Raw genomic sequence first — 25,042 nt, 5'->3', positions numbered from 1 at the left:
TGACAGCTCGGGGATCGCTTCCCAAATCGTTTGCCGGAGATGCCGGTAACGGGTCTTCGGGAAATGGAACAATGGATGGCGGGCGTGATGCAGCCGTTCCTTTGGCTGCCATTCAGGTCCATCAAGGTGCGCGTGCACCGCCGGCCTGTTTGATCGTTCAGCGTTCCATGCCTGACCGCGATCCAAACGCACCTCTCACACATCGCTTGCCTATCCGGACGTCTTTGGAGCCGAAATCCGTTTCCGTCCGGGGGCGGTACAGCGCCTGACCACGTCACATCAAAAAGGAGTACTGCAATGCTACAAACAGTTTTTTCCCCACTCAGCAATGGCGATCCGTTCGCCGATATGCGCCGGATGCAAACGGCCATGAACCGGCTTTTTGACGGTGTCAGAACGCCCGGCCAATCCGCCACCTACCCGCCGGTCAACTTCTGGGCCGGTGAGGACAGCATCGTGATGACCACCGAACTGCCCGGTCTGACCGAAAAAGACATCGAGCTGACAGTCAAAGACACAATGCTGTCCATTCGCAGCACCTATCCGGAGCCTGAAAACGGCGAGGATATCGTCTGGCATCGCCGCGAGCGTGCGGATGGGGCTTTCCTGCGCTCGGTCGATCTGCCGTTCCGGGTCAATCCAGACAAAATAGATGCACGCTTTGACAACGGTGTTCTGACGGTCGAAATGCAGCGGCCCGAAGGCGACAAGCCCAAGCGCATTGCAATCAAAACCAACTGAAACCACGATTGAAAGGAGAGTATCATGGCACAAGAACTCGCACCCCAAGACACACGCGACGTTGCGACAAACAACGGTGATGCAAATCGCAGAGCGATGGCGTTTACACCCGCAGTCGACATCTTTGAGCGTGACGAGACCACGGTGATCACAGCCGACATGCCGGGTGTGGCACCGGGTGACGTCGACGTGACGCTTGAACGTCAGGTTCTGACCCTGCGCGGCACGGTCAAGCCCTATGCCCCCGAAGGCTACCGCGCACTGTCGTCCGAATACCGGGTCGGCGACTACGTCCGCATCTTTACGCTTTCGGATGAAATCGATCAGGCCAAAATCAACGCCGAATTCAAGAACGGCGTTCTGTGGCTTGAGTTACCACGCTCGGCGGAAACCAAGCCGAAAAAAATCTCTGTGAAGGCGGCATGATCCGCCTTTGCGACTGATCAAAACAGCAATCGGAGGACCAAAAAATGCAAATCAGCGATCTAATCCCATGGGGTCGGGACAAAGAAAAGAGCCCGGCAAGTGAACGAGAAAACGGATCAAATCCGTTGGTTTCGCTGCAACGCGAGATCAACCATGTGTTCCAAGACTTTTGGGACAAGGTAGAAGACGGTTGGACTGGGCGCAATGAAGTGGTGGGCATGTTCGGTCCTAGCACCGACGTCACCGAGACCGACAAAAGCGTCGACGTCACAATCGAATTGCCCGGCATGACCGAAAAAGACATCGACATATCGCTCACCAGCGACGCGATGACCATCCGTGGCGAAAAGAAGATCGAACACGAGGAAGAACGCAAAGGCGTCTACATGTCCGAGCGTTCTTACGGGTCGTTCTACCGCACGGTGCCGCTTCCTGCGGGCGTCGACGCTGACAAGGCCGACGCCAAATTCAGGAACGGCGTGCTGACCGTAAGCCTGCCCAAGACTGCCGAGGCGCAGGCAAAAGTCAAACGCATTCCCGTAAAAGCTGCGTAGCGGATTCAGGGGCCGGGCAATGCCGGCCCCTACCCCTGAAAATCAAGGAGATAAGCAATGGCTGTTCTTGTTTCTCGTCTTGGCCACATCATGGTAGTTCTTTGCATTCTTACCATGGGACCCGCGGTGCCGGTGGCCTCGCAGACGGTGGATCAACCGCTCTATTTGAACGACGATGGGCTGCCAACACTGGCCCCCTTGCTGGCCGAAGTGACACCGGCCGTCGTCAACATTTCGGTCGAAAGCCGCCAAACGGCCGAATTAAACCCGCTGTTCAACGATCCCTTCTTTCGACAGTTTTTCGACATGCAACCGATCCCGCAGCAGCCAGAACCGCGCCGCGAGATGAGCGCGGGATCCGGCGTGATTTTTGATGCCGACGAAGGGTACGTGCTGACCAACCACCACGTCGTTGAGAACGGCGACCGGATCATCGTGACGCTCAAGGACCGGCGGCAATTCGATGCACAATTGATCGGCAGCGACCCCGGCACGGATATCGCCCTGCTCAGGATCGAGGCCGGGGATTTGACCGCGCTTGATCTGGGCGACAGTGATCGGCTGCAGGTGGGCGACTACGTCCTGGCAATCGGAAACCCGTTTGGCCTTGGCCAGACGGTGACGTCCGGCATCGTCAGCGCCTTGGGCCGTAGCGGGCTCAATATCGAAGGCTACGAGGATTTCATCCAGACTGATGCATCTATCAATCCCGGCAACTCCGGTGGTGCATTGGTAACCCTTGATGGGCGGCTGGTTGGTATCAACACGGCGATCATCGCACCGTCGGGTGGCAATGTCGGGATCGGTTTCGCCGTACCTGCAAACATGGCCGACGCTGTTGTCGATCAACTGATCGAGTTTGGAGAGGTCCAGCGGGGACAACTTGGGGTGATGATCCAGGATTTTACGCCTGACCTTGCAGAGGCCCTAGGTCTAGAGGCCGGCGTCGGTGCAGTGATCACCCAAGTCGAGCCGGACAGTGCCGCACAGGCGGCGGGATTGCAGCCCGGTGATCTGATTGTCTCTGTTGATGGTCGTTCTATTACCGGATCTGCGGATTTGCGCAGTCAGATCGGGCTGAAACGACTGGGCCGCGACATAGAAATCGACATCATCCGCGATGGCCAAACGCTGACACTGACAACTGCGTTGCGCAAAGGCGCGCAGCTTGGTGCGAGAGCGGGCGAGCGCGGGCTCGGGCGGCTTTCAGGGGCTGAACTGCGTGACCTGCAACCGGGTGATCCGCTTTATGGCGATGTTTCCGGTGTTGTCATCGCCCAAGTGGACGCTGACAGCCCCGCCGCACGTTCAGGTTTGGAAGCGGGTGACATCATTCTGGCCGCCAATCGGGTCCCGGTCGCTTCAGTGGCCGAATTGCGCCAGCAACTTGCCTCCATCGACGGCGCGCTGGCGTTGACCATCCAACGCGGATCAGCCCGCATATTTCTGCTTGTCCGCTAGCGCCAGTAACCCATGAAAGGAACGCAGCATGGAAGAGAACAAAGACGAGATCAATCAAGCCACCGATGATCCGGTAGCAGATGAACCCAAAGCAACCACCCGGGACCCGGAGGCGGAACTGGAGGTACTTACGGACAAATGGAAGCGCGCACTTGCCGAGGCCGAGAACGCCCGCAAACGCGCCGACGTGGCCCGTTTGGACGGGTGTGACCATGGCGTAGCCCTCGCAGTAGAGGCACTTGCCCCTGCCTATGATGACATCTGTCTGGCGATTGAATCCGCGCGCGCCAACAAGGGTGCCGATGCCCCCCGCATTGCCGCGCATCTGGAGGGTCTGAACAAAACCAAGAGTGCCTTTGAGACCGGACTAAAGGCGCTTGGTGTCAGACTGATCGAACCGAGGAACACTCCTTTTGATCCGGTGCTGCATGAAGCCCTGCAAATGCAGGAAACCGACAAAGCCAATCCCGGAGAGGTCCTTGTTCTGCATCGGCTTGGATTTGCACTGAGACAGCGGCTGATCCGCCCGGCTCATGTGACCGTGAGCGCAAGCCCCAGCAAGCCGAAAAAGAACCCGAGCAAAAAGGAAAAAGACTAAGGCCGCTGCATCTTGCGCGGCTCGTGAAAGTCTTGAGGCAAAGAGTCCATCAACTTTTGCCACATGAAACCTTAGCCTCTGTGATCACGGATAGACTGCCTGACACCAGTCAAGATGCAACGACGTCGGCTGTTCCACTCAGCGGTCGACCTTCCCTTTGACGGCACACCTAATCTGGCACAACGGGCCTGCCCCACCAATGCGTGGTTGAGACCGTTTTTCTGACAACGGGGCTCAAGCTGATCAGCAAGATCGCTATTGAGAAAAGGCACCATATCGCAGGCATCTCGTTTGGGTTTGTTGTCAGACTGGCGGCAAGGATCGGCCCCGCGACCGCATGAACGATGACAAAACGCCACGCGCCATAGATCAAAGGCAAGATAAACGCAGCAATCATATATGTTGGAAATCCGGAATAAATGCCAAATATCCGCTCTACCCTGACGAGCAGACCATTATAGGGGACATCCCATGCAATATGCCAATCACCCGAAACCGTACACCATCGGTCAGCACACAACGGGCTGCCGGGTTGGCACGCCCCAAGTTGGGATGCGGGTGAAATTTGCGCCAGCATTACAAGTGACGACACTGCGCAGGCTGCAAATACCCAGACCCGCACGCGGCGTTTAACAACGCCGGGGACAAGCTCCATGGCCAACGCGTTGATGAAGAATGGCTGTACCGCAATGTGTAGGTAGGACAGTACTGTCACCGACGTGTTTGAAGCTGTCCCGCATTGGTCGACAACGCCGTATCCCGCGACTTGCAGCGCCTCCATTATCGCAAAGAACCCCAATGTCAGCCAGATTGCAGGCGGGTCGCCGCGCCGGTACGTGACTGCGGACGCAATTGTACCGACTGCGACCATCCCAACGGACGCTTCTACACTCCAACACATCGTCGCATGATCCTTTTCATCCAAAAGTAAGGCCTGCTCACCCGGACGGGTTGATGCTGATCAATTCTCGTCTTTGATGTTGTCACTGATATCTGTTTCCCAAACCGTTGCCCCAAAAGGAACCGCATATCACTGGAAACCCTGGTGGAGACCCAAATGAATTCCAGCCCGTTTGCCAGACCCAGAAGGCGCAAAAGCGCGATTGATGAACGCCAATTGATCAGAGTCAATTGGCCCGACCCGCCGTCAGCTAATCCTTTCATTCACACCTCAAATGCAAAGGAGAAGCCAATGGAAGGCGTTGAAAAACTGCTGAAAGGCACCGTGGAAGAACTTGACCGTTTACTGAACGCCAAGAATGTCCTTGGCGATCCGATTGAACGTGACGGCGCGACTGTTATCCCAATTGTCAGCTATGGCTTTGGGTTTGGCGCAGGCGGAAATGCCGGCCAGAAATCGGGGAATTCAGCCGGAACAGGCGCTGGTGGCGGGATCAAACCACTGGGTGCTATCATCATTGACAAAGACGGCGCGCGGGTTGAATCCGTCAAGGGGGCATTGACCAGTATGACCGAAATTGCCGCCGAAGCTGCGACCGCCGTCGTGGACAAGATGGCAACCTCAAAAGCCAAGTCAGACGGCACCTGAATTGCTATGGCATTGCTGATCGCAATCATCCTGTGGTTATTGCTTTTCATACTGGCCTTGGTTTGTCTGGCCCTAATCACACCAGTGTTTGTCAGGGTGCATCTGACCACATCGCCGCAATTCGCCTACCGGGTCGAGATGCGCGCACTGGCCGGACTGGCCCCCCGTCTTACGCTGGCGGATGGGCCCCGCAAAGGTCCAGTCGCCAAAGACAAAGCCGAGCATAGGCCAAAAACGGCAAGACCGAAACGACGCAGAATACCCTCGCGTAAGCGCGGTCATGGTGCTGCGGTTCGGGCTTTGCCGACCCTAGTCATAGGTATCTTGCATCGCATTCATCTGAAAAAACTGCACATTGACGCGGATTACGGCCTTAGCGATCCTGCAGAAACCGGACGGCTGTGTGGGCTGTTGATGCCCTTGCAATATGCTGGCCCGATACCTACAAATGTTACGCTGGATTTGCGCCCGGACTTCACCAAACCCAGCTTGGATGGCAGCGTGACGGCAGTCGTTCGTGTCACTGTGGCCGCGCTGCTTTTCCCGGTCACGCGGTTTGCATGGCGCGCGTTTGGACCGGGACGATGACAGTTTCGCTGGATCAGATGATCAACGTCGGACCGTCGCGGATTGCGGTGCTGTCTGACCGCGCCGTTAAAGTCATCCACAGCAATGGCATTGTTTTCTTTACTGGACGAAAACACCCAGTTGCGGTTTTGATCAGGCAAGGCGCGGCATTGAATGCCTTTGGGCTAGAAGGCAATCCAATGACGCGTGAACATGTGGAAAATCTGTGCCCCGGTGCTTGGCGCACCGTGCTTGATGCGGGTTAACCGGCATGACCCAGACTTCCCAATCCTTCGAAAAGCAGGACGAAGTGATCGCGTTTCTTTCGTCTGGCGATACGCATCCCGGCGGCGCCCCCGTCGACGTCGTCCAGACACACGGTGCGATTATTTTTCTTGCAGGCGATGTCGCGCTCAAGATCAAGCGCGCCGTATGCTACGATTACATGGACCTGTCGACGCTTGATTTGCGCGAAAAGATGATCAGACGCGAGTTGGCGTTGAACCAACCGATCGCCCCCGAGATTTACCAAACCGTGATCCCTGTCACCCGCGCGGCGAACGGGCAACTTGCGCTGGATGGCGATGGGATACCTGTCGAATGGGTTCTACGGATGCGCAGGTTCCCGACGTCGGATGAATTGTCAGTGATTGCGGATGAGGGGCGACTGGATGACGCGCTTGCCCGCGACCTTGGGCAGAGCGTGTTTGACTACCACGCCAAGACGCCGCAGCGTACCGCTGACGGTGCGACGCTGATCACCGATATATTGGATGAATTGGACCGGGTATTTGCAGAGTTGGATGGCGTGCTGGACACTGCACTCATTGCCCGGTTTCATGCGCAAAGCCACGCCGCATTAAATAACATTGAGCCGCTTTTACGCCAACGCAGCGCTGAGGGTCATGTGCGTCGGTGCCACGGCGATCTGCATCTGCGCAATTTGGTGATGTTGGGCGGCAAGCCGGTTCCCTTTGATGCGCTGGAATTCGATGAAGTGCTGGGAACATGCGACGTCCTATATGATCTGGCGTTTCTGATTATGGATTTGCGACATCGCGCCCTTGATCGCGCCGCCAATATCGTCCTTGGATCCTATCTGCTGGCGGCCATGGGAAACCAGGACAACGGGCTGACCACATTGCCCCTGTTCATCGCGGTCCGCGCCGCAATTCGCGCAATGGTAGCGGCCCAAACGGCCCTTGCGACAGGATCGCCAATTGATAAGGACGCCACACTTTATCTGGCCGAGGCGCTTGCCGTTTTGTCCCCACCTGAACCTGTGCTTGTCCTGATTGGTGGTCTTTCGGGGAGCGGTAAAACAACCGTGGCGCAAGAAGTGGCACCCAAAATCGGGGCGGCACCCGGGGCGGTCCTTTTGCGCAGCGATACAGAGCGCAAGGCGATGCGCGGCGCAGCCCCCAGCACCCGCCTTGGCGCGTCCGCCTATACGCCCACAGCACGCACAGCCATCTATGACAGGATCATTCAACGTGCACGCAACACCTTGAATACCGGCCATTCCGTGTTGATTGATGCGACGTTTCTGAACCCCGACGACAGGGAAAGGGCAACAAACCTAACAGCGGGTACCGGCATTGCGTTGCATCGGTTTTGGCTGGAGGCCCCACCCGACATATTGATTGATAGGGTGACGGCTCGGCGCGGCGATGCCTCTGACGCTGATGCGGATGTGGTGCGGGCACAAGTTGCAAATACCGCGCCGCCGCACGACTGGACGATCATTGCCGCCGCTGGCTCGATTGCGGACACTGCCCTGCGCATCGACCTTGTGTTGAGGGAAGCTGGCGCAATCCCCGCCGCAGATTGATCTGTCCGCTCTCTACACACCATACACACCATACGCCCGATCCCCATTGATGGCGATCAATAAGGAACGCTTGCGGCTGAGTTAAAGTGAGGAAAGGAATTGATCGGAGGATACCATGGCTCCCCAACCTGCACCCGAGGACGCTTTGTCCGAAAACCGCTTTGTTGCTGACAAACTGGATGAAGTGGCACGCCTTTTGGACCAGCAGAACGCATCGCTGTTCCGCGTCCGGGCTTACCGTGATGCGGCGAGTTACCTGCGCGGTTTGCCCCATCCCGTTCGGCTTGACTATCAACGTGGGGGCAAACGCGGGCTGGATGATTTGCCGACTATCGGACAATCCATCGCGGCCACCATCGCCGAAATTCTCGATACGGGTGGATCGGGCGTGTTGGACCGGCTGCGCGGTGCGGCCGACCCTGAACAGATACTGCGGACGGTTCCGATGATTGGCCCGGCGTTGGCCCGCCAAATCCATGAGGATCTGGGCATTGAAACATTAGAAGCACTAGAGGCCGCAGCCTATGACGGACGACTGGCCGCCATCAAGGGGATCGGTCCGCGCCGGGTCGAAAGCCTGCGTCATTCTCTGGCTGACATGCTCGCGCGCAGACGTCCACGACACGCCCCAATAGATCGACAACAACCGTCTGTCGCTGACATCCTTGCGGTTGATCAGGCTTATCGCAGCAATTTGGATCGGCTACCCACGATCAAACCCCGCAGGTTCAATCCGACGGGCGATACCCGATTACCAATCCTGCATACTGAACAAAACGATTGGCAGTTCACCGCACTCTTTTCCAACACGCCAAACGCGCAGCGCTTTGGAAAAACCCGCGATTGGGTGGTGATCTATTTCGAACGTGCTGATCAGCCTGAGGCGCAAGTCACAGTTGTTACGGAACATGGTGGCCCGCTGGACGGCAAGCGCGTTATTCGTGGGCAAGAGAAGTCCTGCGCGCTTCACTACAAAGACCTGGGCCCAGGCCCATGATGAGCACATGAACCCCAAATTATAAACGGAGAACAGGCGATTGAGTAAACGTAGAAAATGGATATTCGCGGCTTTGGTCCTTGTTGTATTGTTGGCGTTTTGCGCATTTCCGGCAACGACAAGGGCTGAGGTCTTTCAAACACAGTTGGACAAAGCAGGCGTGCCCTATCAGGTGCCTGCGGTTGGCAAGGCCATCCTCGTAAATATTCCTTCCTTTGAGCTTGTTGCGTTTGATAAGGGCATACCCGTGCTGCGCAGCCGTATCATTGTCGGCGCACCATGGCACCGCACCCCCCGATTGAACACCTATGTCTCGTCCGTCCGCTTCCGTCCGACATGGCGGCCGCCGCCCTCAATGATTGCCAGCGGCGAATATGCAAATCGCGTCTGGCCCGCAGGCCCGAACAATCCTCTTGGTCTTGCTGCCGTGCGGTTGCAGCCGGGGTTGTTGGTCTATTTGCATGACACAAACAATCGGGAAAAATTTGATCAGGAATATCGGGCCTTGTCACACGGGTGTGTGCGGGTTCAGCAATGGGATCGATTGGTCGCATTTGTTCTGGGAATGGATATCGCAGAAGTGCATCGTTTGGCGAATGGCCGACGTACCTTTGATGCTCCCGCCCCGCCGATACCGGTGGGTCTGGCGTCTTTCACGCGGTTTCCAAATGCTGCGGGGCAGATTGTTGATCATCCTGACATCTATGGGCTGGGACGCGCGATGAATACTGCCTTGCCGGATGCAGCGACCTGCGAGGTTGCAGACTTGGCTGATTGATATCCGCGCGCGGCGCTTCAGACTTGGGCGACCCCAACCATGTATTTCTCACCATAGGCTTTGGCGCATCTTGGGCAAGTCGTATAGAAAAAGAACACATCCTTGGCGGTCTTTCCAATTGCCTTTGCGGCGACTCGCATATCGTGTTCAAAATTCTTGGCGTGGCGGTATGGCCCTTCAAACACTCGAGTTATGAAATCGCCCGAAAGGGTGGTCATTTCCTCACCGGGGACGTCTTTTGGAACGGCAAAGAAGTGTTCGCCTTCCCAGGCAGACAGGTCGTGGCTGAGGACAATCTCGGTTGCCGGGTCAACGGCATTGTCCGTCGTCAGGGTTTTTGGAACCAATGGCAGCTTAAGCTAAGACAGAGTTTGGCTCATCTGGTTGGTTTGATTATGCGGCGCGTTGTCTGTGATGCAAGCGTCGCGTTTCGAGCGTCTTATGTTTGATCCTTTCTCGTTGCTGTAGAATGGCTTTGTACCGTCCGAAGTAGACATCAGACGGTGTGACGTTGCTCAGGCTCTCGTGGAAGCGCCGATGATTGTAGTGATCGACGAAGGCTTCAATCTGGGCTTCGAGATCACCGGGTAGGAAGTAGTTTTCCAGCAAGATGCGGTTCTTCAAAGTCTGATGCCAACGCTCGATCTTGCCCTGGGTTTGCGGATGATACGGCGCACCGCGCGAGTGCTTCATACCTTTATTCTGCAACCATTCGGCCAGTTCCCCCGAGACGTAGCTGGAGCCGTTGTCGCTGAGCAGTCGCGGCTTGTGGACGACATGAACTTGGTCACATCCCGACGCTGCTAAAGCCAGATCCAACGTGTCAGTGACGTCGCGGGTCCGCATATTGGTGCAAAGCTTCCACGCGATGATGTAACGGCTGTAGTCGTCCAGGATCGTGCTGAGATAGAACCAGCCCCAACCGATGATCTTCAGATAGGTGAAGTCGGTCTGCCACAGCTGATTGATGGCCGTCGTTTTGTCTTTGAACTCACTGGCGGCCTTGATCACAATGAAGGCAGGACTGGTGATCAGATCGTGCGCCTTCAAGATCCGATACGTTGAAGCCTCTGATACAAAGTAGCTTTCTGTATCTGTGAACGTCACCGCCAGTTCTCGCGGTGACAACTCTGTCTCCTTCAACGCCAGTTTGACCACCTTGCGACGCACGTCGTCAGGGATGCGGTTCCAGACGTGCTTGGGCCTGGGAGACTGGTCCTGCAGCCCAGCCTCACCACGCTGGAGGTAGCGATCATACCAACGGTAGAATGTGGTGCGGGGGATACCGAGCTTGGCGAGCGTCAGGCGGGCTGACAGGTGGCTTTCTTCGACCAACCGGATGATCTCTAGTTTCTCAGATGCAGGGTATCTCATTCGGGGTCGCCCCCACCGTCGAACATGCTTTTTTTGAGAAGACGCAGTTCCAGCGTCTGTTCAGCCACCACTTCCTTCAGATCACGGGCTTCGCGGCGCAGGTCCTTAACCTCATCTGTGTTTGCAGCACGTGCCGTATCGCCAGCTAGCCGCCGTTTGCCAGCCTCCATGAAGTCCTTGGACCATTTGTAATAGATGCCCTGTGATATGCCTTCACGGCGGCACAGTTCGGCGATGCTGTCTTCTCCACGCAGACCGTCCAGGACGATCCTGATCTTCTCTTCGGATGAATAATGCTTGCGCGTGGCCCGCTTGATGTCTTTGACGATCTTCTCGCCAGGGCTTTTGCGTGTTCCAGTTGTCTGTCTCATGTCCCACTCCTCAGTGGTTACGATGAGCCAACAACTCTCTCTTATCAAATATACCTATTTGGACCCATAAGCGCTGACGTCAGACACCTTCCGCGATGGTGAGTCCCTTCTCCAGCAGATCACGAAAGTTGCCGAAGATAAGTTCGACATATTTAACCTTATTCAAATTTGACCAAGTGGTAAAAATACTTCCGACCCTTTCAAAAGGCTACCCTCCCAGCTGACTCAAAGCTGCCGTTGGTTTTGTTGAGAGCTATTTCGGCTCTGCGGGACAAAGCCGCCGTTCCGCGCAATTTTGGTAAAGACCGCTCGCTGCCCAAAGCGGTCCGTTGTGCACAGCGATCAAAGGCGCGCGCGTTCGTCTCGTCACTGCGTGAAAGATGCAAGCAGAAGGCGAGAATGCTGCGCCCTTCGGTTCGTTGAAAACAGTCTGCCAACTGACCTGCATGAGGGCGCTCTTATCCAGCGTCACGACGTCCTTGCCTAATCCACCTAAGCGCCATAGCGTAATTGCAACACCCTGCGTACATTTGAAAAATGGAGCAGGTGCAAGCATTTGGCGCCCTTGGCCAACCGCATCGATTGATCATAAGGCACGCATCGGTGCCGGTAACCCTTCGGTCGGGACACCCTATAGGCGAATCGCAACACGACTTAAGATTTGAACTGGAGCCTTTTTTGAAACCACTTACATTCATCACCGCGACCATGCTGTCTCTGACCCTTGCCCTACCGGCGATAGCTGCCTGCGACGAATGGCCGAAAGCCTATGCAGATTCGTCAGGTTGTGACCTGACCAACGCGCCCCTGCCCCACGCGGACCTGTACGAGGCGAACCTGACCGGCGCTAACCTGACCAACGCGGACCTGACCCACGCGACCCTAGAAGGCGCGACCCTGACCGGCGCTAACCTGACCGGCGCGAACCTGAGCAGCGCGAGCCTGATCAACGCGGACCTGAGCGGCGCGGACCTGAGCGGCGCGATCCTGACCAACGCGGAGCTGTCCGGCGCGGACTTAACCAACACGAACCAGACCAACGCGGACCTGCGCAACGTGAACCTGAGCGACGTGGTCCTGACGGGCGTGAACCTGACCGGCGCGAACCTGAGCGACGCGGACCTGAGCGGATTGGACCTGCGCGGCTTGGTCCTGAGCCGCGCGACCCTGTCCGTCGCTGACCTGAGCGGCGCGAACCTGCGCAACGCGATCCTGACCCACGCGGGCCTAACCGGGAACCTGACGGGCGCGGACCTGACGGGCGCGATCCTGACCCGCGCGGACCTTACCGGCGCGGACCTGACCAACGCGACCCTGATCAACGCGAACCTGACCGGCGCGAACCTGAGACAAGCGGACCTGACTGGCGCGGACCTGGCGGGCGCGAACCTGACCGGCGCGGACTTGGATGGCGCGATCTTGGATGGCGCGGGCTTGATCGGCACGAACCTGACCCACGCGAACCTGAGACGCGCGGACCTGACCGGCGCGTTTCTGAGCAGCGCGGACCTGACCAACGTGAACCTGACCGACGCGATCCTGATCAACGTGACCGTGAACGGCAGAAGGTGTGTCTCGCCGTCCATAGGTTCGTGCGATTAGAGATGACCTGATGCCTTAGCGCGATGCTGTGGTCAAAAGCACGAAGGGTAGACGTCAGCGACCTTTCCCGAAAACCTTGTGCCGGGTAACTGGCGATTGAGACGTGTTTGTTCCTGCGACAAGATGTAATACAGATGCCGGATTTGGCGCGCACAGAGCTGACCTCGGTGCGCGCCCGAAACAAAGGTCCGAAACCTGCCCATGTGTTAACCAACCTACCGGAATTGGTTGACAGACTCTCACGCTAGCACGGTGCTGGCTGACAAGATGTGCTGTTTTTTTGTTAATGCTTAGGTGCCAACTGACACATCGGCATAGTCAATGTCATCCACCTCAGACCAAGGTTATTTGCAATCTCCGATGGAATTCGCGGCGCATACACGGCCATCCGGGAATGTTGCGCCGGATAGAGGCACGCCATCCAGGATCGCGCCGGTCAGGTCAGCGCCGGTAAGGTCAGCGCCTTCCATGATCGCGCCGGCAAGGTTAGCTAATGTCAGGGTCGCGCCGGTCAGATCCGCACGGCGCAGGATCGCGTCGGTCAGGTCCGCGCCATCCAGGAACGCGCCGGTCAGGTCCGCGCCGGTAAGGTCAGCGCCTTCCATGATCGCGCCGGCAAGGTTAGCTAATGTCAGGGTCGCGCCGGTCAGATCCGCACTGTGCAGGGTCGCGCCAAACAGGTCCGCTAATGTCAGGTCCGCACGGTGCAGGGTCGCGCCCGCCAGGTCCGCGCCTTCTAGGGTCGCGTGGGTCAGGTCAGCGCCGGTCAGGTTCGCCTCGTACAGGTCCGCGCCGGTCAGGTTCGCTTGTCTCAGGTCCGCGTTGGTCTGGTTCCTGAGAATAACGCAATTGCTCCAATCTACACCCCGTCCTGCGGGGTCTAAACAGGTGGTGTCTGCGCTTACGGCTGCGGAGAGAAAGAACACAAATGCCGCAATAGCCATTTTGCACGTGGATTTAGCGAGAGTTATGACGTTCAAAGTTACAATTCCTTAAGTCGGCGTTTACTAGCCTACCGGAATTGGTTGCCAGACTCGCACGCTAGCACGGTGCTGGCTGGCAAGATATGCCTTTCATTTTTGTGGGGTTTCGCGAGGTATAGGAGCCGCTGGCGCTCTGCGTTCTGCACCATCATTTCAAGCGAAACCAACACCACCAAGAGGCCAACCGTCATCGACACACCGCTAAAACACAAATAGGGGTTGGCAGTCGCGTTCCCGATCAGACTTGCTATTTAACGGCAAAACCAGATCGGTAGCTCAGCCCGCATAGCCCGCCCTAACATCACTCAATTGTTTGAGGAACGTGTAGATGTCCGCGCGTAATCTGCATTATGGGGCTCGGAGCAGTCATCTGACTGTTTAGGTCGGGTTCAACGGCGCAAAATTGGCGCGAAAGGTCCGCTATGCGGAGAGGCTATGTGAAAACTCCACCCCGTGATCTCTCTCGCCTCGTTCGCTTTGAAAGCTTGAGTAAAAGTTCAATCAAAAGCGCGACAGAGCGCAGCTAACGGGAGGTTTGAGCGAATATTGTTGGACGTCCATAGTTTTCACACATCCTCCGGACAAAACAAACTTTCGCTGCGGTTACGCCAATGATTGCTTTTCCAATTTCACTATACAGCATTTTTGCACTTAAACGCGCTTTTTGCGAAAGTGGGGGAAACTGACTAAAACTGCCAGATGATAGCAATGAACCCGAACTTACCGGTGTAAGGTTCCCAACGGACTTCCTCATTCAGAATGTCCATGAATTTTGGTCAGAGAACATTTACAGACTAAATCGTTGCATGGGCTCAAAAATTGGTTCTTATGTTTCTGCGTAAGCTTAGTAAGTTTACTAGGTAGAACACGACAATGGGCAAGTTCGTATGTTGAAAATAAAAGCGATTATTTCTGTCCTTCTTGCAAGTATGATTTCTTTTTCATCAGACGTACGGGCTGATCCCATTAAGGAATCTGTAAGATGTCTTCAAAATCAATTAATGCTCTTGGTTTGGATGCGGGGCCAGTCGACGGTTTATTCGGAACGAAGACGAAAAATGCGGTCGACTTACTTCGAAAACAGGACGCCTTCGCAGAAGTACCATCTGTTAACCGGGGAAATGCGGTTGTGTTGTGCCGTACGTTGGCAGAAATTGATCGAACTTTGGATAGGTTCTTTCCCTCTGTTAATGGGGTGGCAAATGCGGAACTGGGTTCAAATCTCAATGTAGGAACTGCGGCTCTCACCAGAAGCGCCTTTGATCAAACAATTTCGGATCTACTCAAATTGGTTGGTCTGAAGTTACCTCTCCCAATTGAATTTTTCTTTTCTAACGACACCTCAGAATTGACTGAACGCAGCTTCTTGGCTTTCAACAAAAAAATTTCAAAAGCAAAAATAAGACGCCGCTGGTCATCTCTTTGCCAAGGAATGCAATTCACAGGAGCTATGTCACCTGAACTAATTATTGTATGCGGAGCTTCATTTGATAGAAATTCAAGTCCTTCTCGACTTCCCGCAAAAGGCATTCGCATACTCATTGCACATGAATCCGCTCACAATATCCAATACCAACTTTCTGGTGCAGAAATGCGAGACGGGCTCCCGCTGCGTAGGATTCGTGGCGAGAGGTGGCTTATCGAAGCCATTGCCCAAGCTATTGCTCTTGAATTGATAGAAGGACCAGAGATTGTACAGTCATCTCTGGAGAAAGGCTCAGTTATCAGTTTGTCTGACTTGAAGGAGCTAATCAAGAAAGAGCGTTTCTTCAACGAAGATTATGACGCGTTGGCTCTGTTACTTTGGAGGCTAACTAAAGGTCGTTCAGCGGTAGAGGCGCTAAAATACTTTGAAAATCTTGGGCTAGGGGATACGGAAAAAAGGGCGTTCGAACGCACCTTTGGCATCACGAAACCCCAGTTTTTGTCCAAAGTTTCAAGCGAACCATAAGATGTCAGGTAAGAATAGTTTTGCACTCAGAATGGAACTCGTTGGACTTTAGAAATTCTATTGTACCGCGCAGCTCGCTTTCGTCGCAATCTGTGTAGCGCAATATTGTGTTCAACCAATACTGGACATAGATAGAACAGCCTGATGAATTTCGAAGTCAGCTTTCTGCATAGCGGCCATTCATACTGGATGCAGCATCGGTCGAAATGGGCTCAAAGCGAACACTCGTCGAAAAATCTGGAACGACGGCCTTCTGAACCGGAATGGCACGCTTTCTTGGCTTTGATCCCGCAAACATCAATATTTTGAATAACTTGGCATAGGTCACCGCGAATTTGTCCAACGGCAGGTCTGAGAACATCAGATGACCGTCCGTCGCTGCATCACCGGATGGCGGCTCTGAGTGAGGTGCCCCTAGTATTGTAGACGCTTTGCTTGGTAATTTTGGAACCAAGGAGAGACGGTTATGAACAAGGGAATACGATTTACAGACGAGTTCAAACAGGACGCCGTGGCGCAGGTTGTTGAGCGTGGTTACGCTGTCAGCGAAGTGGTCGAGCGGTTGGGTATCAGCACCAAATCCTTGTACACTTGGAAGGCGCAGTTTGCGAAGTCACCACGCGCCCGATCTGAGGTTGCGGAACAGGCTGCTGAGATAAGACGGTTGAAGCGCGAACTGGCCCGGGTGACCGAGGAACGCACCATCTTAAAAAAGGCGACCGTCGCGCTGCCCGGCAGGGTATTGCGCAGCAATGCACGAGAGGGAACTTCGCGCGAGAGTCTCAGTGAAGTACGCATTTATTGAGGCTCATCGGGCGGAGTTTTCGGTGCGGTCAATGTGTCGTGTGCTGATGGTGCATTTCAGTGGCTTTTACGCATGGGTTAAAGAACCGTTGAGCCAGCGTGCGCTTGAAGACGCTCGGCAAACTGATCTGCTGCAACAGGCATGGACGGACAGCGGCAAGGTCTACGGCTACCGCAAACTGCACGATGATCTTTTGGATCAAGGCGAGACCTGCTCAGAGAACCGTGTTGCACGTTTGACCAGCTTAGCAGGCATCTCGGCACAGATTGACTACAGACGCCGTCCAGGGCGCTATGGCGGCAAGCCTGCTGTTGTTGCCGACAACACCTTGGACCGTCATTTCGAAGTTGATGCGCCCGATACGGTATGGGTGACAGACATTACCTACATCAGAACGCATGAGGGCTGGTCGTATCTCGCTGTGGTCATTGATCTGTTCTCGCGGCGTGTCGTTGGCTGGTCAATGCAGTCGCGCATGACAACTGATCTTGCTTTGCAAGCACTGTTAGCTGCTGTTTGGCGGCGCAAACCAAAGACCAAGGTGATGATCCATTCTGATCAAGGATCGCAGTTCACGGGCAAAGAGTGGCAATCGTTCCTGGACAAACACAATCTGGATGCCAGCATGAGCAGACGTGGGAACTGCCATGACAATGCGGTGGCTGAAAGCTTCTTCCAGCTTTTGAAACGGGAACGCGTCAGGCGGCGGACATATGTCACACGCGATGCTGCAAGGCAGGACGTGTTCGACTACATCGAGATGTTCTACAACCCGACCCGCAAGCACACCAACAACGGCATGCTGTCGCCAGTTGACTATGAAACAGAACAAAGAAAAATGAACAAGGCGGGCGTCTAGGAAACTAGGGGCACCTCACGCAGTTACGCCAGCGTCATAACGGTGAGCACCCACCCCAGCGGCTTCATTGACGCTAACCAAGTTGTCTTCATCTGAAAAAGGGTCATATTTGTAACAACCCTTTGTCATCACACCATCCGCCTGCGCCTGACCTGAGGAATAAAAAACCTTGCTGTAGACCTTAAATGCCATGAAGCGGCCAAAGCCTTTTCCGCCACGATCATACTTGTTGCCAGTCAAAGGGGTTAGGAAGGCGGACAGATTCCCCTCATCAAACCCCACGCCATAATCAACGACAGCAACTTCGCGTTTGAGAGCATCAAAACTCACGGACAGTTGCCCTTTGTCTTCAAGTTCATCGCCCCATCGATCTTCAATCGAATGAATTGCGTTCCAAATTGCTTCATACATTGGGAACAAAAAACCATTCATTCCGTCAGGCAAAACTGCGCGTTTGACCTCTGAGGCCAAATCAATCGCCTTATGCTTCAATTTTAAACCACCTCTCAAAAGCGCCCATCCCGCGAACACAACGCGCGCGTCGCTCACTCTAGCGATAAGCTACAAAAAGCAAACGTCATCAAGCCACGATCCCTGCAATAAAGGTAAGAAAATGACATACAAAATCCAACGCTTTGCAAACATCACCCCCCCTGATGGGGATGACGCGGTTTTTTTCGAAGTCTGGGATGTGATCCATGTGGACGGAGAAGAGCGCCTTCATCGGAACCATGATAGAACATTCAAAACAGAAGCTGAGGCGCAAGCATGGATCGATAAGCAGGACGCCTGAGGCAAATCTAGTGCGCAAAAACGTCACCAAAATCAACCCTTACGAAGGTGTCCCTGTATGACTATCGTATGACTCACTGCATCATGCGTATCTAACACGCTGATTTTACTTAGCCTTTTAAAACACCAGTCCAATCCATCATGGGCGCAACAGAGAGGCGTGCGTGGTGATGTAAATTATATCTTTTGTTTTCCATCGCTTAGCACTTTTGCCCTTCTTTGTTCGTCAGAACGCGGGGATAGTGCAAAATCGGGCCAACAACAATCGGCAGAACCAAGCACCGACAAGCCTGCGGTTTTCGACTACTGCGCGTCCACACCATCATTGCACCTCGGCACGCCCTGTTCAAAAAAGCTCTTGGGGATGTGGCGGGCTTCGGTGATAATCAGGTTGCTGTTGGCATCCCAGACCATATCACGTGTCCACACGATCCGACCTTCGGGGCCAACTTCTAATACTCGCCCGTGTTCGGCGTTGGTCAAAAGGAGGTTGCCGTTCGGCAGGTATTGATGCTTGCCGCGCCGCCATGTGTAAAATGGCAGGACCTCGTTCCCTGCGAACTCTGTCGACATTTCGCCGGTTTGCGGATCGACCCGTCGGATCAAGGACCGCCCCGTTCCAGTCGCGTTGTCAAAAACCGTGATCGTCCCGTCAGCGTGAAAATCGGGATCATGTTGTTTCAGCCAAGGACCGTGCTGCGACCACCGCAGGATACCGGTTTTCGGGTCCACAACCGCGACAAGGTTCAATTCTCGTAGGCTGAACAACAAATCACCCGCCTCGAACATGGGAAAGGCATCCGCCATTTCCGGGCGCAGCATTTCCACGTCGTTGGGATGAAACGGGTCGTACAAATACATCAGCCCCTCATCTGCCTCATTGGGTTCGATTGTGCGGATGTCAAAGGTGGCGCGTTGTTCACCATCATTTGCGGGGATGACGTCGCGTACGAGGCTTAGGGTGAACGTCTTTTCGCCAGTTTCCTCGTCAAGCCGCACCATATCGTCGCCCTCCCACGTCCAAAGCCCGCCGTCACCGCTGCGTGTGATGGAGTGGTGAAAACCGCCACGCACGCTCCACATTGTTGCGCCACACGCATCAACGCGCGCGATGGCTTGGCCCGTGTCAAAGGTGGCGACGATAGACCCGTCCTCGAACACCTCCATCCCGTGCAGCATCACGTTTTGCGGCGGGATAATCGGGTCAAAATTGTCATATTCGATGGGCCAACGATGGACCTCGGTGCCTGTGGCATCAAACATCCGCACAACATGTTCTGATGTTTCTTGGTCATCGCTAAGACCGGCGATCAAGGTGTAACCCGGTTGCGGTGACGCACCTGGAGCAAGCGCAAAGCCACGTTCAGCCGACACATCACCGGTGTCGTTGGGCGGCACCAGATGGCGCGTCGGCTCAAGCCCCAAATCGTTTTTCCAATTGGTCGAAACGTCCAGATACGTGCGGTGTGCAAGGCCCAACTGTGGCGCAGGAAACCAGCCCCACCAAGATGAAACAATCCCATAAGTCATCGCAATAAAGACGAGCGACAGCAAAAAGCCGCCAAAGAACAGGCGGTCCGACAGCGGTTTTTTCACTTGGCGTTTCCTTGTTTCGGGAATGCAGCACCGGCAGAAAGACGGCGTAATTCTGCGTATAATGCGTCGGCACGTTGCAGCAGTGCCAGCGGGACATCGTTCAGATTTGGCGGCGGGCCAGCGGGGCGCAAAATCGCGCCTCTGGCTGCCAGCTCGGCGTCGCAATCAAGGCCCATCGCCTGCGCGATTTCCGGCAGAAAACCAGACGGATCAGCGCACAATGCATCATGATCGACAACGACGACTGCGGGGCCGGCAGTGGCCAGAACATGTTCGTACGCGGCGATCCAATAGGTTAGCCAAAACGTCGTGTCCTGCGCTGTGGCCGGATTGGGCGACGCGTCGTCAAACGCGATTGGCCGCAGCGCCTCTCCGAATTCTAGATGGCCCGCCCCTTCCATGTAGCGTCGCGCAAATGGTTCGCGCGCATGAAGGTCACAGAACCGTTGGTGTTGCCGCATGAGAGAGCAAACTTGGGCACGCGGATTGCGGATCGGAACGATGATGGTCGCATCTGGAAACAGGCGTTCGATCAGGCCAAGGCGTGCAATATTGGCATTGTTTTTAGATAGATAGCGCGTCGCCCCTGGTTTGGTCGCAACGATCTTGGCCATGTGGGTGCGAAAGAATGTTTCGAACTCGGGGTGCCTTTCGTCAGCGTCCCAAGGCGTGATTTTGGTGTCGTCAAAATGCTCGGGCCAGAATGCTATCCACAGCATTTCCTCAAAGGCTTCGGGGCTGTCAAAACCCACTTTGATACCGTCGCCGTGGGCGCGCTCGACCGTGCCGCCAGACTTGCGGAACGCACCGGAAAACCCGCCCCACAACAACGGTGACAAGGTGAATGGCATGTGCCTGTACGTGGCCGAGGCGAACTGCGGCAAGCCTGCCAGCATTTCCAGCATGATCGTGGTCCCGGCGCGTGGCAACGAGGTCACGAACACCGGGCGCTTTGCGTGATCCATATTGATGCGACGCCGGAACAGTGCGGTTTCGAATTTCCCTAGACTGCGCTGACGACCCGGCGCGGCAAAGGCAAAATCATGCAAGGCAATATCAAGCGTGTTATACGGCACATCGCCACCGTCATTTGTGGATGGTGCCGTGGTGCGTTTCAATCGATCAAGGCCGACCCAGACAGCAATAGCAACGACGCTCGACCCGACAATAAACGGCCACCCGATAGCAATCGCCATCGCGCGCTCGAACCGGTACAAACCCAAAGCAGCACCGCCCCAGACCAACACCACAGATGCCGCAAACGCCATCACGCCGATGGATGCGATCCAAAAGAAACGCCCAATCAGTTTGAGCGAGGCGCGGCGCACCTGCATTTCTTTTTCTGCGTCAGTCACGTCAGCGTTGGCCATCACCCCGATCGCATCTTGGGTGGTCGCGATGACCTCGCCTGCGACTTGGGCCGCATTAAAGACCCGCAGCACAACGATGAATGCCAGCAGGCCCATCATCAGGGCCGCAACGCTCATTCGCGCGGCTCGGTTCTTTCACTCGCTTTTGTGGGTGCCTTGGCGGTGCGCATCAAGCGTTTGACCGGATACCAGACAAAGCCGACGAGCGCGAGGATCAGTGCCGCAAACAGCGCCACCATCGTGCCAATCGCCGTAAGGCCAGCACCGGGGCCAACATAGGCCTGAGCGGTTGCAGGCAAAATCGCAATTCCGATACCAAGGACAACCGTAAAGGCGTTTCGTCGCGTTGGGTGTTGTGTTGGTTTCATGTCGTGCTCCTTGAGGTTGATGAGTGACGGGACCTCAGAATTGAGAGAAAGCAGTCACGCGGCACCACACTCGTCAGCTAAATTTATGAGGTTACTTGGATGCGGCCAAGCGGGCTGTGCGAAAATGGCGAAAGCCTGCCGTTGGCAAAAACAGCGTGCGGTTTTTCCAGTTCGGGTTTGTGTTTTTCCGCGCGACTTGCCGTTGGACTGAAGGGGACACATCGCTTTGCCGGGTTCAATGCGCAGGAACTGTTTCTGCGCCACCAAAATTGTCTCAACCTGCTGTAATTGAGAGGGAAAATACGATTTTCGAGAATGAAAATCAGACAGTCAGTCATGCCTACACGTGGTGTCATAGGCGACCTTTGAAACAGGAAACATCCGGTATTCGAGATCGCGCAGAGCAATGCGCAAAACACTGCCGAAGGGACACCAGAGCATCGCGTCACCTTGGTTTCCTGCAGATTGTTAGTGCGGTGACTTGCCCGTTCCGCCCGCTTTCGTTGCATCAAACGCAGCAGCGCAATCAGTCTATCGGTGTTGTCGATGTGTCTGTTGGATCCACCTGCGCGGCCAACGTTTCAGTGCCAATCTGTGCCTTCATCAGGAACACATTATACAGCGGTTTCCACCGCGACATTGTGAAATACAATGTGCCATCGACATCACCACCGGGCACAATGTAGGGCGCATAAAGACCGGGGTAGTCGCGACTGTCGGCGACGGTTTGCATGTCGCTCCAGGGTCCCGTCAATGCAGTTGCGTGGCGCAAAACAATCGCGCGCTGGTTCGGTTCATAGTACATCATCAGCCAGCGATTGTTCACAGCGCTCCAGGCGACGGAAACCTCGCCGATCGACGGGGGCACGATGTTGGCCGCAGCGTGAATGTTGGACACCCACTTTGCGCCATTCCAGTAGTCGTAAGACGCAGGATCAAAGATCGCCTCAGGCGTGACACGCCCCAGTTTTGCGCCACCAAACCGCCCTTGCGGGATGCCCACGACATAGATGAAGCCACCGTCTTGCACATAGGCAACCTGTTCAAATCCGGTGCCCGCAGGCCAGATAGCGGTCTGCGATCTGGTCCACGTCTGGCCGTTGTCCTGCGATGCAGCAAGGCCCGAGCGCCGGACATACCAGCGGTCATCGTCACCCCACGCGCGCACCGACATATAGTGCATGACCATCTGCCCTGCCGCTGATACCGCGTTTGTCGGGATCACTGTCCATTCAATGCCCGGCACCCGAGACGCACGCACAAGTTCGCTAGCGGTGCCGTCGACGGCCTCGGTCATTCCGGCAAAGGAAAAGCCGTTGCGAGGATCAGGATCAGCGATGCGGGCCAACACATTGCTGCGCCAATCACCGCCTTCAGGGCCGTAGGTGTCGCCAAACATCATGTACAGATCGTCGTTGTGCATGAACATGTGCCCCAGATCGGTGCCATGCACATTCCATCTGTCGGCTGTCGCATTCGTCGATGCGGCACCCGTTAACTGGTGCACAACCTCGGCCATACCAACCGTCAAATCGGGCACTGCGGTGGGCACGTCTTTGCCCCCCAATGATGCGAACATCATGGAACTGATCGGGGTTTTCCCGATGTCCAGATTGGGGGCCACAGTCGTGTGACTGGCGCAGGTCGCCAGCGAGATCAAAAGGACCAGAGAGATCGAAAATGTCTTGAACATAAGCAGTCTGCGCTCCCATGACGGAGTTTCAACGGACGCTCTGATCATGGGGTTGCACGGCAACACACGACTCAGGCATGAGCGGTGTTTGACCTATATCAAAGCAACAATAAAGCAATTTATCGCTTATTATTGCCGATTCTCACATTTGTGATGGACACGACAACAGACCCAAGAATCAGTTGGCGTCGTCAGCCTGATCTGGTCCGGACAGGGCTGGTCGGTCTTCGCATAAAAAAGCGTAGGCGGGCCAAGGTGTTCCGGCAGGTTGTTCAACTGGCATGGTCCGGCAGATCAGATCGGGGTGGCGATATTCGATCCATTGCAAGAATTGTTCGCCATCGGTGGGCACAACCAGCCCGCCCACCGGATCGCGCTTGGCAATCTCGGCCGGCGTGCGCCACGTGACCCGATAACTTGCCGGTTTTGGCACCTCGCCCAGCAACTCGTGATACAGCGTCGCCATGCGTAATTCGTAGGTCATCGACACAACCGGATTGTCGACGGGCGACTGCGGCACGATCTGTTCGAGCGTCTCGACCAAGTTCGGGAAAATCGGTTCGCGGATAGACAAATACCCCGCCATTTCGCTGGTGCGCACAACGCCCACCGCAAGGAACGCGACGCCAACCCACAGGCGCACCGTAGGCCAGCGCCCCAACCACCAACCCACAGACGCAATCGAGCCTATCAGCAGCGGCCCGAGAACCGGCAAATGAAAGGCGCGGATGTCATAGGCCCCGTACCAAAGCATGAACGGCGTAAAGGCCAGCCCGATCCCCAGTATCAACGCCAGTCCAATCCACCCCGCATCACGCTTGCGCCACCCCAACACAAACGCAAGCAAGCCCAGCGCAATGACGGGTCCCGAAAATCGCGGATGCGCAAACGCCAAAGTGTTCAGCAAGATTTCTGTGGTTTGGGTCGACCCAAGGCCTGCCCCGTACAGATCGCCAAAATAAGTCCCCGCGATATATCGAACCAGCTCGCCCGCGCTCGGAGGCAACGGCAGATATTCAGAATAAACGGTCGAGGGCGCATAAGTGACCCAAGCCAGATACAGGTACTGGCTGGCCCCCAGCAGCAACAGGAACAAGACGGAAATGATGATCTTTGGGCGCAAAAGAATGCGCCAATGCGCGGCGATGATCCACAAGAACACCGGCACCATCATGATCATCATCAGATGGTTGCCAAACGACAGCGCGTAAACACCGCAAGCGGCAATGAAATGGCCTGTCCATTTTGTCTCGTTGAACCGCAGCAACAAGAACCCGATCGACAGAATGAACGCTAGTGCCAGCGGATAGACCTCTGCTTCGGTCGACTGCACGGCCATCAATCCGGCGCTGCCCAAAAGCAGGCCCGCCGCCAGACCAAAGACAATGCTGCGTGTCAGTCGGCGAACGACCAAAAACGCCATCATATTGGCGATTGCACCGGGAACCGAGGCCATCAGAAAGGTCATCACCCACCATGGCTCCCACGGGAGGGGAAGCACGCGCACGAGTGATCCAAGCATCAAGATAAGCGGATACCCCGGCCCGTGCACCAGAATAGACGTGTGACCGAGTGTCTGGAATTTGGCGGAATCTCCGGCATTCAGCACCCCACCCAGCCCCGGAAACAGGCAATACCCGTAAAACACCAGCCAGAAAAACAGCAGGCAGGTTGCGATAAACGGCGTGCGCCAGCGCAGGCTGGTCGGCGAGGAAACAAAAAATTGCATTGGGCTGTAATTTGCTTTCATAATATCTGGCTGCGGGGATCGCGGAA

25 protein-coding genes and 1 pseudogene are annotated in these 25,042 nt (G+C 55.5%); 15 read left to right on the top strand and 11 right to left on the bottom strand.

The window, feature by feature from the left end:
- Positions 1 to 297 precede the first annotated feature (297 nt).
- Genes ACFIO0_RS03900 through ACFIO0_RS03880 form a run of 5 tightly spaced genes read left to right on the top strand, consistent with a single transcriptional unit; the run spans position 298 to position 3,780 of the window.
- Positions 298 to 741, top strand: a complete 444-nt coding sequence (locus ACFIO0_RS03900) for an Hsp20 family protein (RefSeq protein WP_390913775.1) — start codon at positions 298 to 300, stop codon at positions 739 to 741.
- 24 nt (positions 742 to 765) lie between these two features.
- Positions 766 to 1,167, top strand: a complete 402-nt coding sequence (locus ACFIO0_RS03895; RefSeq protein ID WP_390913773.1) for an Hsp20 family protein — start codon at positions 766 to 768, stop codon at positions 1,165 to 1,167.
- Positions 1,168 to 1,211: 44 nt separating this feature from the next.
- Positions 1,212 to 1,721 carry an Hsp20 family protein gene (locus ACFIO0_RS03890; protein ID WP_390913771.1) on the top strand — a complete coding sequence of 170 codons (510 nt, stop codon included), beginning with the start codon at positions 1,212 to 1,214 and terminating at the stop codon, positions 1,719 to 1,721.
- A gap of 57 nt (positions 1,722 to 1,778) precedes the next feature.
- Complete coding sequence (locus ACFIO0_RS03885) at positions 1,779 to 3,182, top strand: Do family serine endopeptidase (protein WP_390913770.1); 1,404 nt, start codon at positions 1,779 to 1,781, stop codon at positions 3,180 to 3,182.
- A gap of 28 nt (positions 3,183 to 3,210) precedes the next feature.
- Positions 3,211 to 3,780: a nucleotide exchange factor GrpE gene (locus ACFIO0_RS03880; RefSeq protein WP_390913768.1), complete on the top strand. Its 570-nt coding sequence runs from the start codon at positions 3,211 to 3,213 to the stop codon at positions 3,778 to 3,780.
- A gap of 169 nt (positions 3,781 to 3,949) precedes the next feature.
- Here ACFIO0_RS03880 and ACFIO0_RS03875 read toward each other — a convergent pair whose 3' ends face one another.
- The gene (locus tag ACFIO0_RS03875) at positions 3,950 to 4,681 is read right to left on the bottom strand and encodes a DUF5765 domain-containing protein (RefSeq protein ID WP_390913767.1); all 732 of its coding nucleotides are present in this window, start codon (positions 4,679 to 4,681) and stop codon (positions 3,950 to 3,952) included.
- A gap of 291 nt (positions 4,682 to 4,972) precedes the next feature.
- Between ACFIO0_RS03875 and ACFIO0_RS03870 the strand changes: the two genes are divergently transcribed.
- From ACFIO0_RS03870 to ACFIO0_RS03845, 6 genes are all read left to right on the top strand, one after another.
- Entirely contained in the window at positions 4,973 to 5,329 is a 357-nt protein-coding gene (locus ACFIO0_RS03870; RefSeq protein WP_390913765.1) for a spore germination protein GerW family protein, read from the top strand.
- 6 nt (positions 5,330 to 5,335) lie between these two features.
- Complete coding sequence (locus tag ACFIO0_RS03865) at positions 5,336 to 5,917, top strand: DUF2953 domain-containing protein (RefSeq protein ID WP_390913763.1); 582 nt, start codon at positions 5,336 to 5,338, stop codon at positions 5,915 to 5,917.
- Positions 5,914 to 6,162, top strand: a complete 249-nt coding sequence (locus ACFIO0_RS03860) for a hypothetical protein (RefSeq protein WP_390913761.1) — start codon at positions 5,914 to 5,916, stop codon at positions 6,160 to 6,162. Before ACFIO0_RS03865 ends, ACFIO0_RS03860 begins: the two co-directional genes overlap by 4 nt.
- 5 nt (positions 6,163 to 6,167) lie before the next feature.
- Positions 6,168 to 7,727: an AAA family ATPase gene (locus ACFIO0_RS03855; protein WP_390913759.1), complete on the top strand. Its 1,560-nt coding sequence runs from the start codon at positions 6,168 to 6,170 to the stop codon at positions 7,725 to 7,727.
- Positions 7,728 to 7,842: 115 nt separating this feature from the next.
- Positions 7,843 to 8,724 (top strand): helix-hairpin-helix domain-containing protein, encoded by an 882-nt coding sequence (locus ACFIO0_RS03850; RefSeq protein WP_390913757.1) that lies wholly within the window; start codon positions 7,843 to 7,845, stop codon positions 8,722 to 8,724.
- Positions 8,725 to 8,764: 40 nt separating this feature from the next.
- Positions 8,765 to 9,502, top strand: coding sequence for a L,D-transpeptidase family protein (locus ACFIO0_RS03845; RefSeq protein ID WP_390913755.1), 738 nt, complete (start codon positions 8,765 to 8,767; stop codon positions 9,500 to 9,502).
- A gap of 17 nt (positions 9,503 to 9,519) precedes the next feature.
- On the opposite strand, the gene ACFIO0_RS03840 is transcribed toward ACFIO0_RS03845, so the two are convergent.
- Entirely contained in the window at positions 9,520 to 9,849 is a 330-nt protein-coding gene (locus ACFIO0_RS03840) for a hydrolase (RefSeq protein WP_390913753.1), read from the bottom strand.
- Between the two features lie 46 nt (positions 9,850 to 9,895).
- A protein-coding gene (locus tag ACFIO0_RS03835) for an IS3 family transposase (RefSeq protein ID WP_390910864.1) occupies positions 9,896 to 11,247 on the bottom strand; the annotation gives its coding sequence in 2 pieces (ribosomal slippage) (positions 9,896 to 10,911 and positions 10,911 to 11,247; 1,353 coding nt in all).
- Positions 11,248 to 11,925: 678 nt separating this feature from the next.
- Here ACFIO0_RS03835 and ACFIO0_RS03830 point away from each other — a divergent pair.
- Positions 11,926 to 12,849, top strand: a complete 924-nt coding sequence (locus ACFIO0_RS03830; RefSeq protein ID WP_390913752.1) for a pentapeptide repeat-containing protein — start codon at positions 11,926 to 11,928, stop codon at positions 12,847 to 12,849.
- 344 nt (positions 12,850 to 13,193) lie between these two features.
- Here the strand turns inward: ACFIO0_RS03830 and ACFIO0_RS03825 are convergent, their stop codons facing one another.
- Positions 13,194 to 13,793, bottom strand: coding sequence for a pentapeptide repeat-containing protein (locus ACFIO0_RS03825; RefSeq protein ID WP_390913750.1), 600 nt, complete (start codon positions 13,791 to 13,793; stop codon positions 13,194 to 13,196).
- Between the two features lie 1,021 nt (positions 13,794 to 14,814).
- Between ACFIO0_RS03825 and ACFIO0_RS03820 the strand changes: the two genes are divergently transcribed.
- Positions 14,815 to 15,783, top strand: a complete 969-nt coding sequence (locus tag ACFIO0_RS03820) for a peptidoglycan-binding protein (RefSeq protein ID WP_390913748.1) — start codon at positions 14,815 to 14,817, stop codon at positions 15,781 to 15,783.
- 157 nt (positions 15,784 to 15,940) lie between these two features.
- On the opposite strand, the gene ACFIO0_RS03815 is transcribed toward ACFIO0_RS03820, so the two are convergent.
- Positions 15,941 to 16,144, bottom strand: coding sequence for a hypothetical protein (locus ACFIO0_RS03815; protein ID WP_390913747.1), 204 nt, complete (start codon positions 16,142 to 16,144; stop codon positions 15,941 to 15,943).
- A gap of 105 nt (positions 16,145 to 16,249) precedes the next feature.
- Between ACFIO0_RS03815 and ACFIO0_RS03810 the strand changes: the two are divergent.
- A pseudogene (locus tag ACFIO0_RS03810) lies at positions 16,250 to 17,447 on the top strand (IS3 family transposase).
- Positions 17,448 to 17,462: 15 nt separating this feature from the next.
- Here ACFIO0_RS03810 and ACFIO0_RS03805 read toward each other — a convergent pair.
- Positions 17,463 to 17,996, bottom strand: a complete 534-nt coding sequence (locus ACFIO0_RS03805) for a hypothetical protein (RefSeq protein WP_390913745.1) — start codon at positions 17,994 to 17,996, stop codon at positions 17,463 to 17,465.
- 64 nt (positions 17,997 to 18,060) lie between these two features.
- Between ACFIO0_RS03805 and ACFIO0_RS03800 the strand changes: the two genes are divergently transcribed.
- On the top strand, positions 18,061 to 18,240 hold the full coding sequence (locus tag ACFIO0_RS03800) for a hypothetical protein (RefSeq protein ID WP_390913744.1): 180 nt from the start codon (positions 18,061 to 18,063) through the stop codon (positions 18,238 to 18,240).
- A 302-nt stretch (positions 18,241 to 18,542) separates the two neighbouring features.
- Here the strand turns inward: ACFIO0_RS03800 and ACFIO0_RS03795 are convergent, their stop codons facing one another.
- The 5 genes from ACFIO0_RS03795 to ACFIO0_RS03775 all read right to left on the bottom strand — a co-directional run bounded on the left by ACFIO0_RS03795 (position 18,543) and on the right by ACFIO0_RS03775 (position 24,995).
- Positions 18,543 to 19,835 carry an arylsulfotransferase family protein gene (locus ACFIO0_RS03795; RefSeq protein WP_390913742.1) on the bottom strand — a complete coding sequence of 431 codons (1,293 nt, stop codon included), beginning with the start codon at positions 19,833 to 19,835 and terminating at the stop codon, positions 18,543 to 18,545.
- Complete coding sequence (locus tag ACFIO0_RS03790) at positions 19,832 to 21,322, bottom strand: sulfotransferase (RefSeq protein ID WP_390913740.1); 1,491 nt, start codon at positions 21,320 to 21,322, stop codon at positions 19,832 to 19,834. Before ACFIO0_RS03790 ends, ACFIO0_RS03795 begins: the two co-directional genes overlap by 4 nt.
- The gene (locus ACFIO0_RS03785; protein ID WP_390913739.1) at positions 21,319 to 21,573 is read right to left on the bottom strand and encodes a hypothetical protein; all 255 of its coding nucleotides are present in this window, start codon (positions 21,571 to 21,573) and stop codon (positions 21,319 to 21,321) included. The genes ACFIO0_RS03790 and ACFIO0_RS03785 overlap by 4 nt, the downstream gene beginning before the upstream one ends.
- A 526-nt stretch (positions 21,574 to 22,099) precedes the next feature.
- Complete coding sequence (locus ACFIO0_RS03780; protein ID WP_390913737.1) at positions 22,100 to 23,266, bottom strand: DUF4185 domain-containing protein; 1,167 nt, start codon at positions 23,264 to 23,266, stop codon at positions 22,100 to 22,102.
- Between the two features lie 178 nt (positions 23,267 to 23,444).
- On the bottom strand, positions 23,445 to 24,995 hold the full coding sequence (locus tag ACFIO0_RS03775) for a protein O-mannosyl-transferase family (RefSeq protein ID WP_390913735.1): 1,551 nt from the start codon (positions 24,993 to 24,995) through the stop codon (positions 23,445 to 23,447).
- Between the last annotated feature and the right edge of the window lie 47 nt (positions 24,996 to 25,042).

It is taken from the genome of Pseudosulfitobacter sp. SM2401, from assembly GCF_042932805.1.
Lineage (GTDB): Bacteria > Pseudomonadota > Alphaproteobacteria > Rhodobacterales > Rhodobacteraceae > Ascidiaceihabitans.
This window is presented reverse-complemented; position numbering and strand designations above follow the sequence as displayed.

Coding starts and splice junctions, on each gene's coding strand:
- ACFIO0_RS03900 (WP_390913775.1), top strand. CDS start 298: ATGCTACAAACAGTTTTTTCCCCACTCAGCAATGGCGATCCGTTCGCC.
- ACFIO0_RS03895 (WP_390913773.1), top strand. CDS start 766: ATGGCACAAGAACTCGCACCCCAAGACACACGCGACGTTGCGACAAAC.
- ACFIO0_RS03890 (WP_390913771.1), top strand. CDS start 1,212: ATGCAAATCAGCGATCTAATCCCATGGGGTCGGGACAAAGAAAAGAGC.
- ACFIO0_RS03885 (WP_390913770.1), top strand. CDS start 1,779: ATGGCTGTTCTTGTTTCTCGTCTTGGCCACATCATGGTAGTTCTTTGC.
- ACFIO0_RS03880 (WP_390913768.1), top strand. CDS start 3,211: ATGGAAGAGAACAAAGACGAGATCAATCAAGCCACCGATGATCCGGTA.
- ACFIO0_RS03875 (WP_390913767.1), bottom strand. CDS start 4,681: ATGTGTTGGAGTGTAGAAGCGTCCGTTGGGATGGTCGCAGTCGGTACA.
- ACFIO0_RS03870 (WP_390913765.1), top strand. CDS start 4,973: ATGGAAGGCGTTGAAAAACTGCTGAAAGGCACCGTGGAAGAACTTGAC.
- ACFIO0_RS03865 (WP_390913763.1), top strand. CDS start 5,336: ATGGCATTGCTGATCGCAATCATCCTGTGGTTATTGCTTTTCATACTG.
- ACFIO0_RS03860 (WP_390913761.1), top strand. CDS start 5,914: ATGACAGTTTCGCTGGATCAGATGATCAACGTCGGACCGTCGCGGATT.
- ACFIO0_RS03855 (WP_390913759.1), top strand. CDS start 6,168: ATGACCCAGACTTCCCAATCCTTCGAAAAGCAGGACGAAGTGATCGCG.
- ACFIO0_RS03850 (WP_390913757.1), top strand. CDS start 7,843: ATGGCTCCCCAACCTGCACCCGAGGACGCTTTGTCCGAAAACCGCTTT.
- ACFIO0_RS03825 (WP_390913750.1), bottom strand. CDS start 13,793: ATGGCTATTGCGGCATTTGTGTTCTTTCTCTCCGCAGCCGTAAGCGCA.
- ACFIO0_RS03820 (WP_390913748.1), top strand. CDS start 14,815: ATGTCTTCAAAATCAATTAATGCTCTTGGTTTGGATGCGGGGCCAGTC.
- ACFIO0_RS03815 (WP_390913747.1), bottom strand. CDS start 16,144: ATGTTCTCAGACCTGCCGTTGGACAAATTCGCGGTGACCTATGCCAAG.
- ACFIO0_RS03800 (WP_390913744.1), top strand. CDS start 18,061: ATGACATACAAAATCCAACGCTTTGCAAACATCACCCCCCCTGATGGG.
- ACFIO0_RS03790 (WP_390913740.1), bottom strand. CDS start 21,322: ATGAGCGTTGCGGCCCTGATGATGGGCCTGCTGGCATTCATCGTTGTG.
- ACFIO0_RS03785 (WP_390913739.1), bottom strand. CDS start 21,573: ATGAAACCAACACAACACCCAACGCGACGAAACGCCTTTACGGTTGTC.
- ACFIO0_RS03780 (WP_390913737.1), bottom strand. CDS start 23,266: ATGTTCAAGACATTTTCGATCTCTCTGGTCCTTTTGATCTCGCTGGCG.
- ACFIO0_RS03775 (WP_390913735.1), bottom strand. CDS start 24,995: ATGCAATTTTTTGTTTCCTCGCCGACCAGCCTGCGCTGGCGCACGCCG.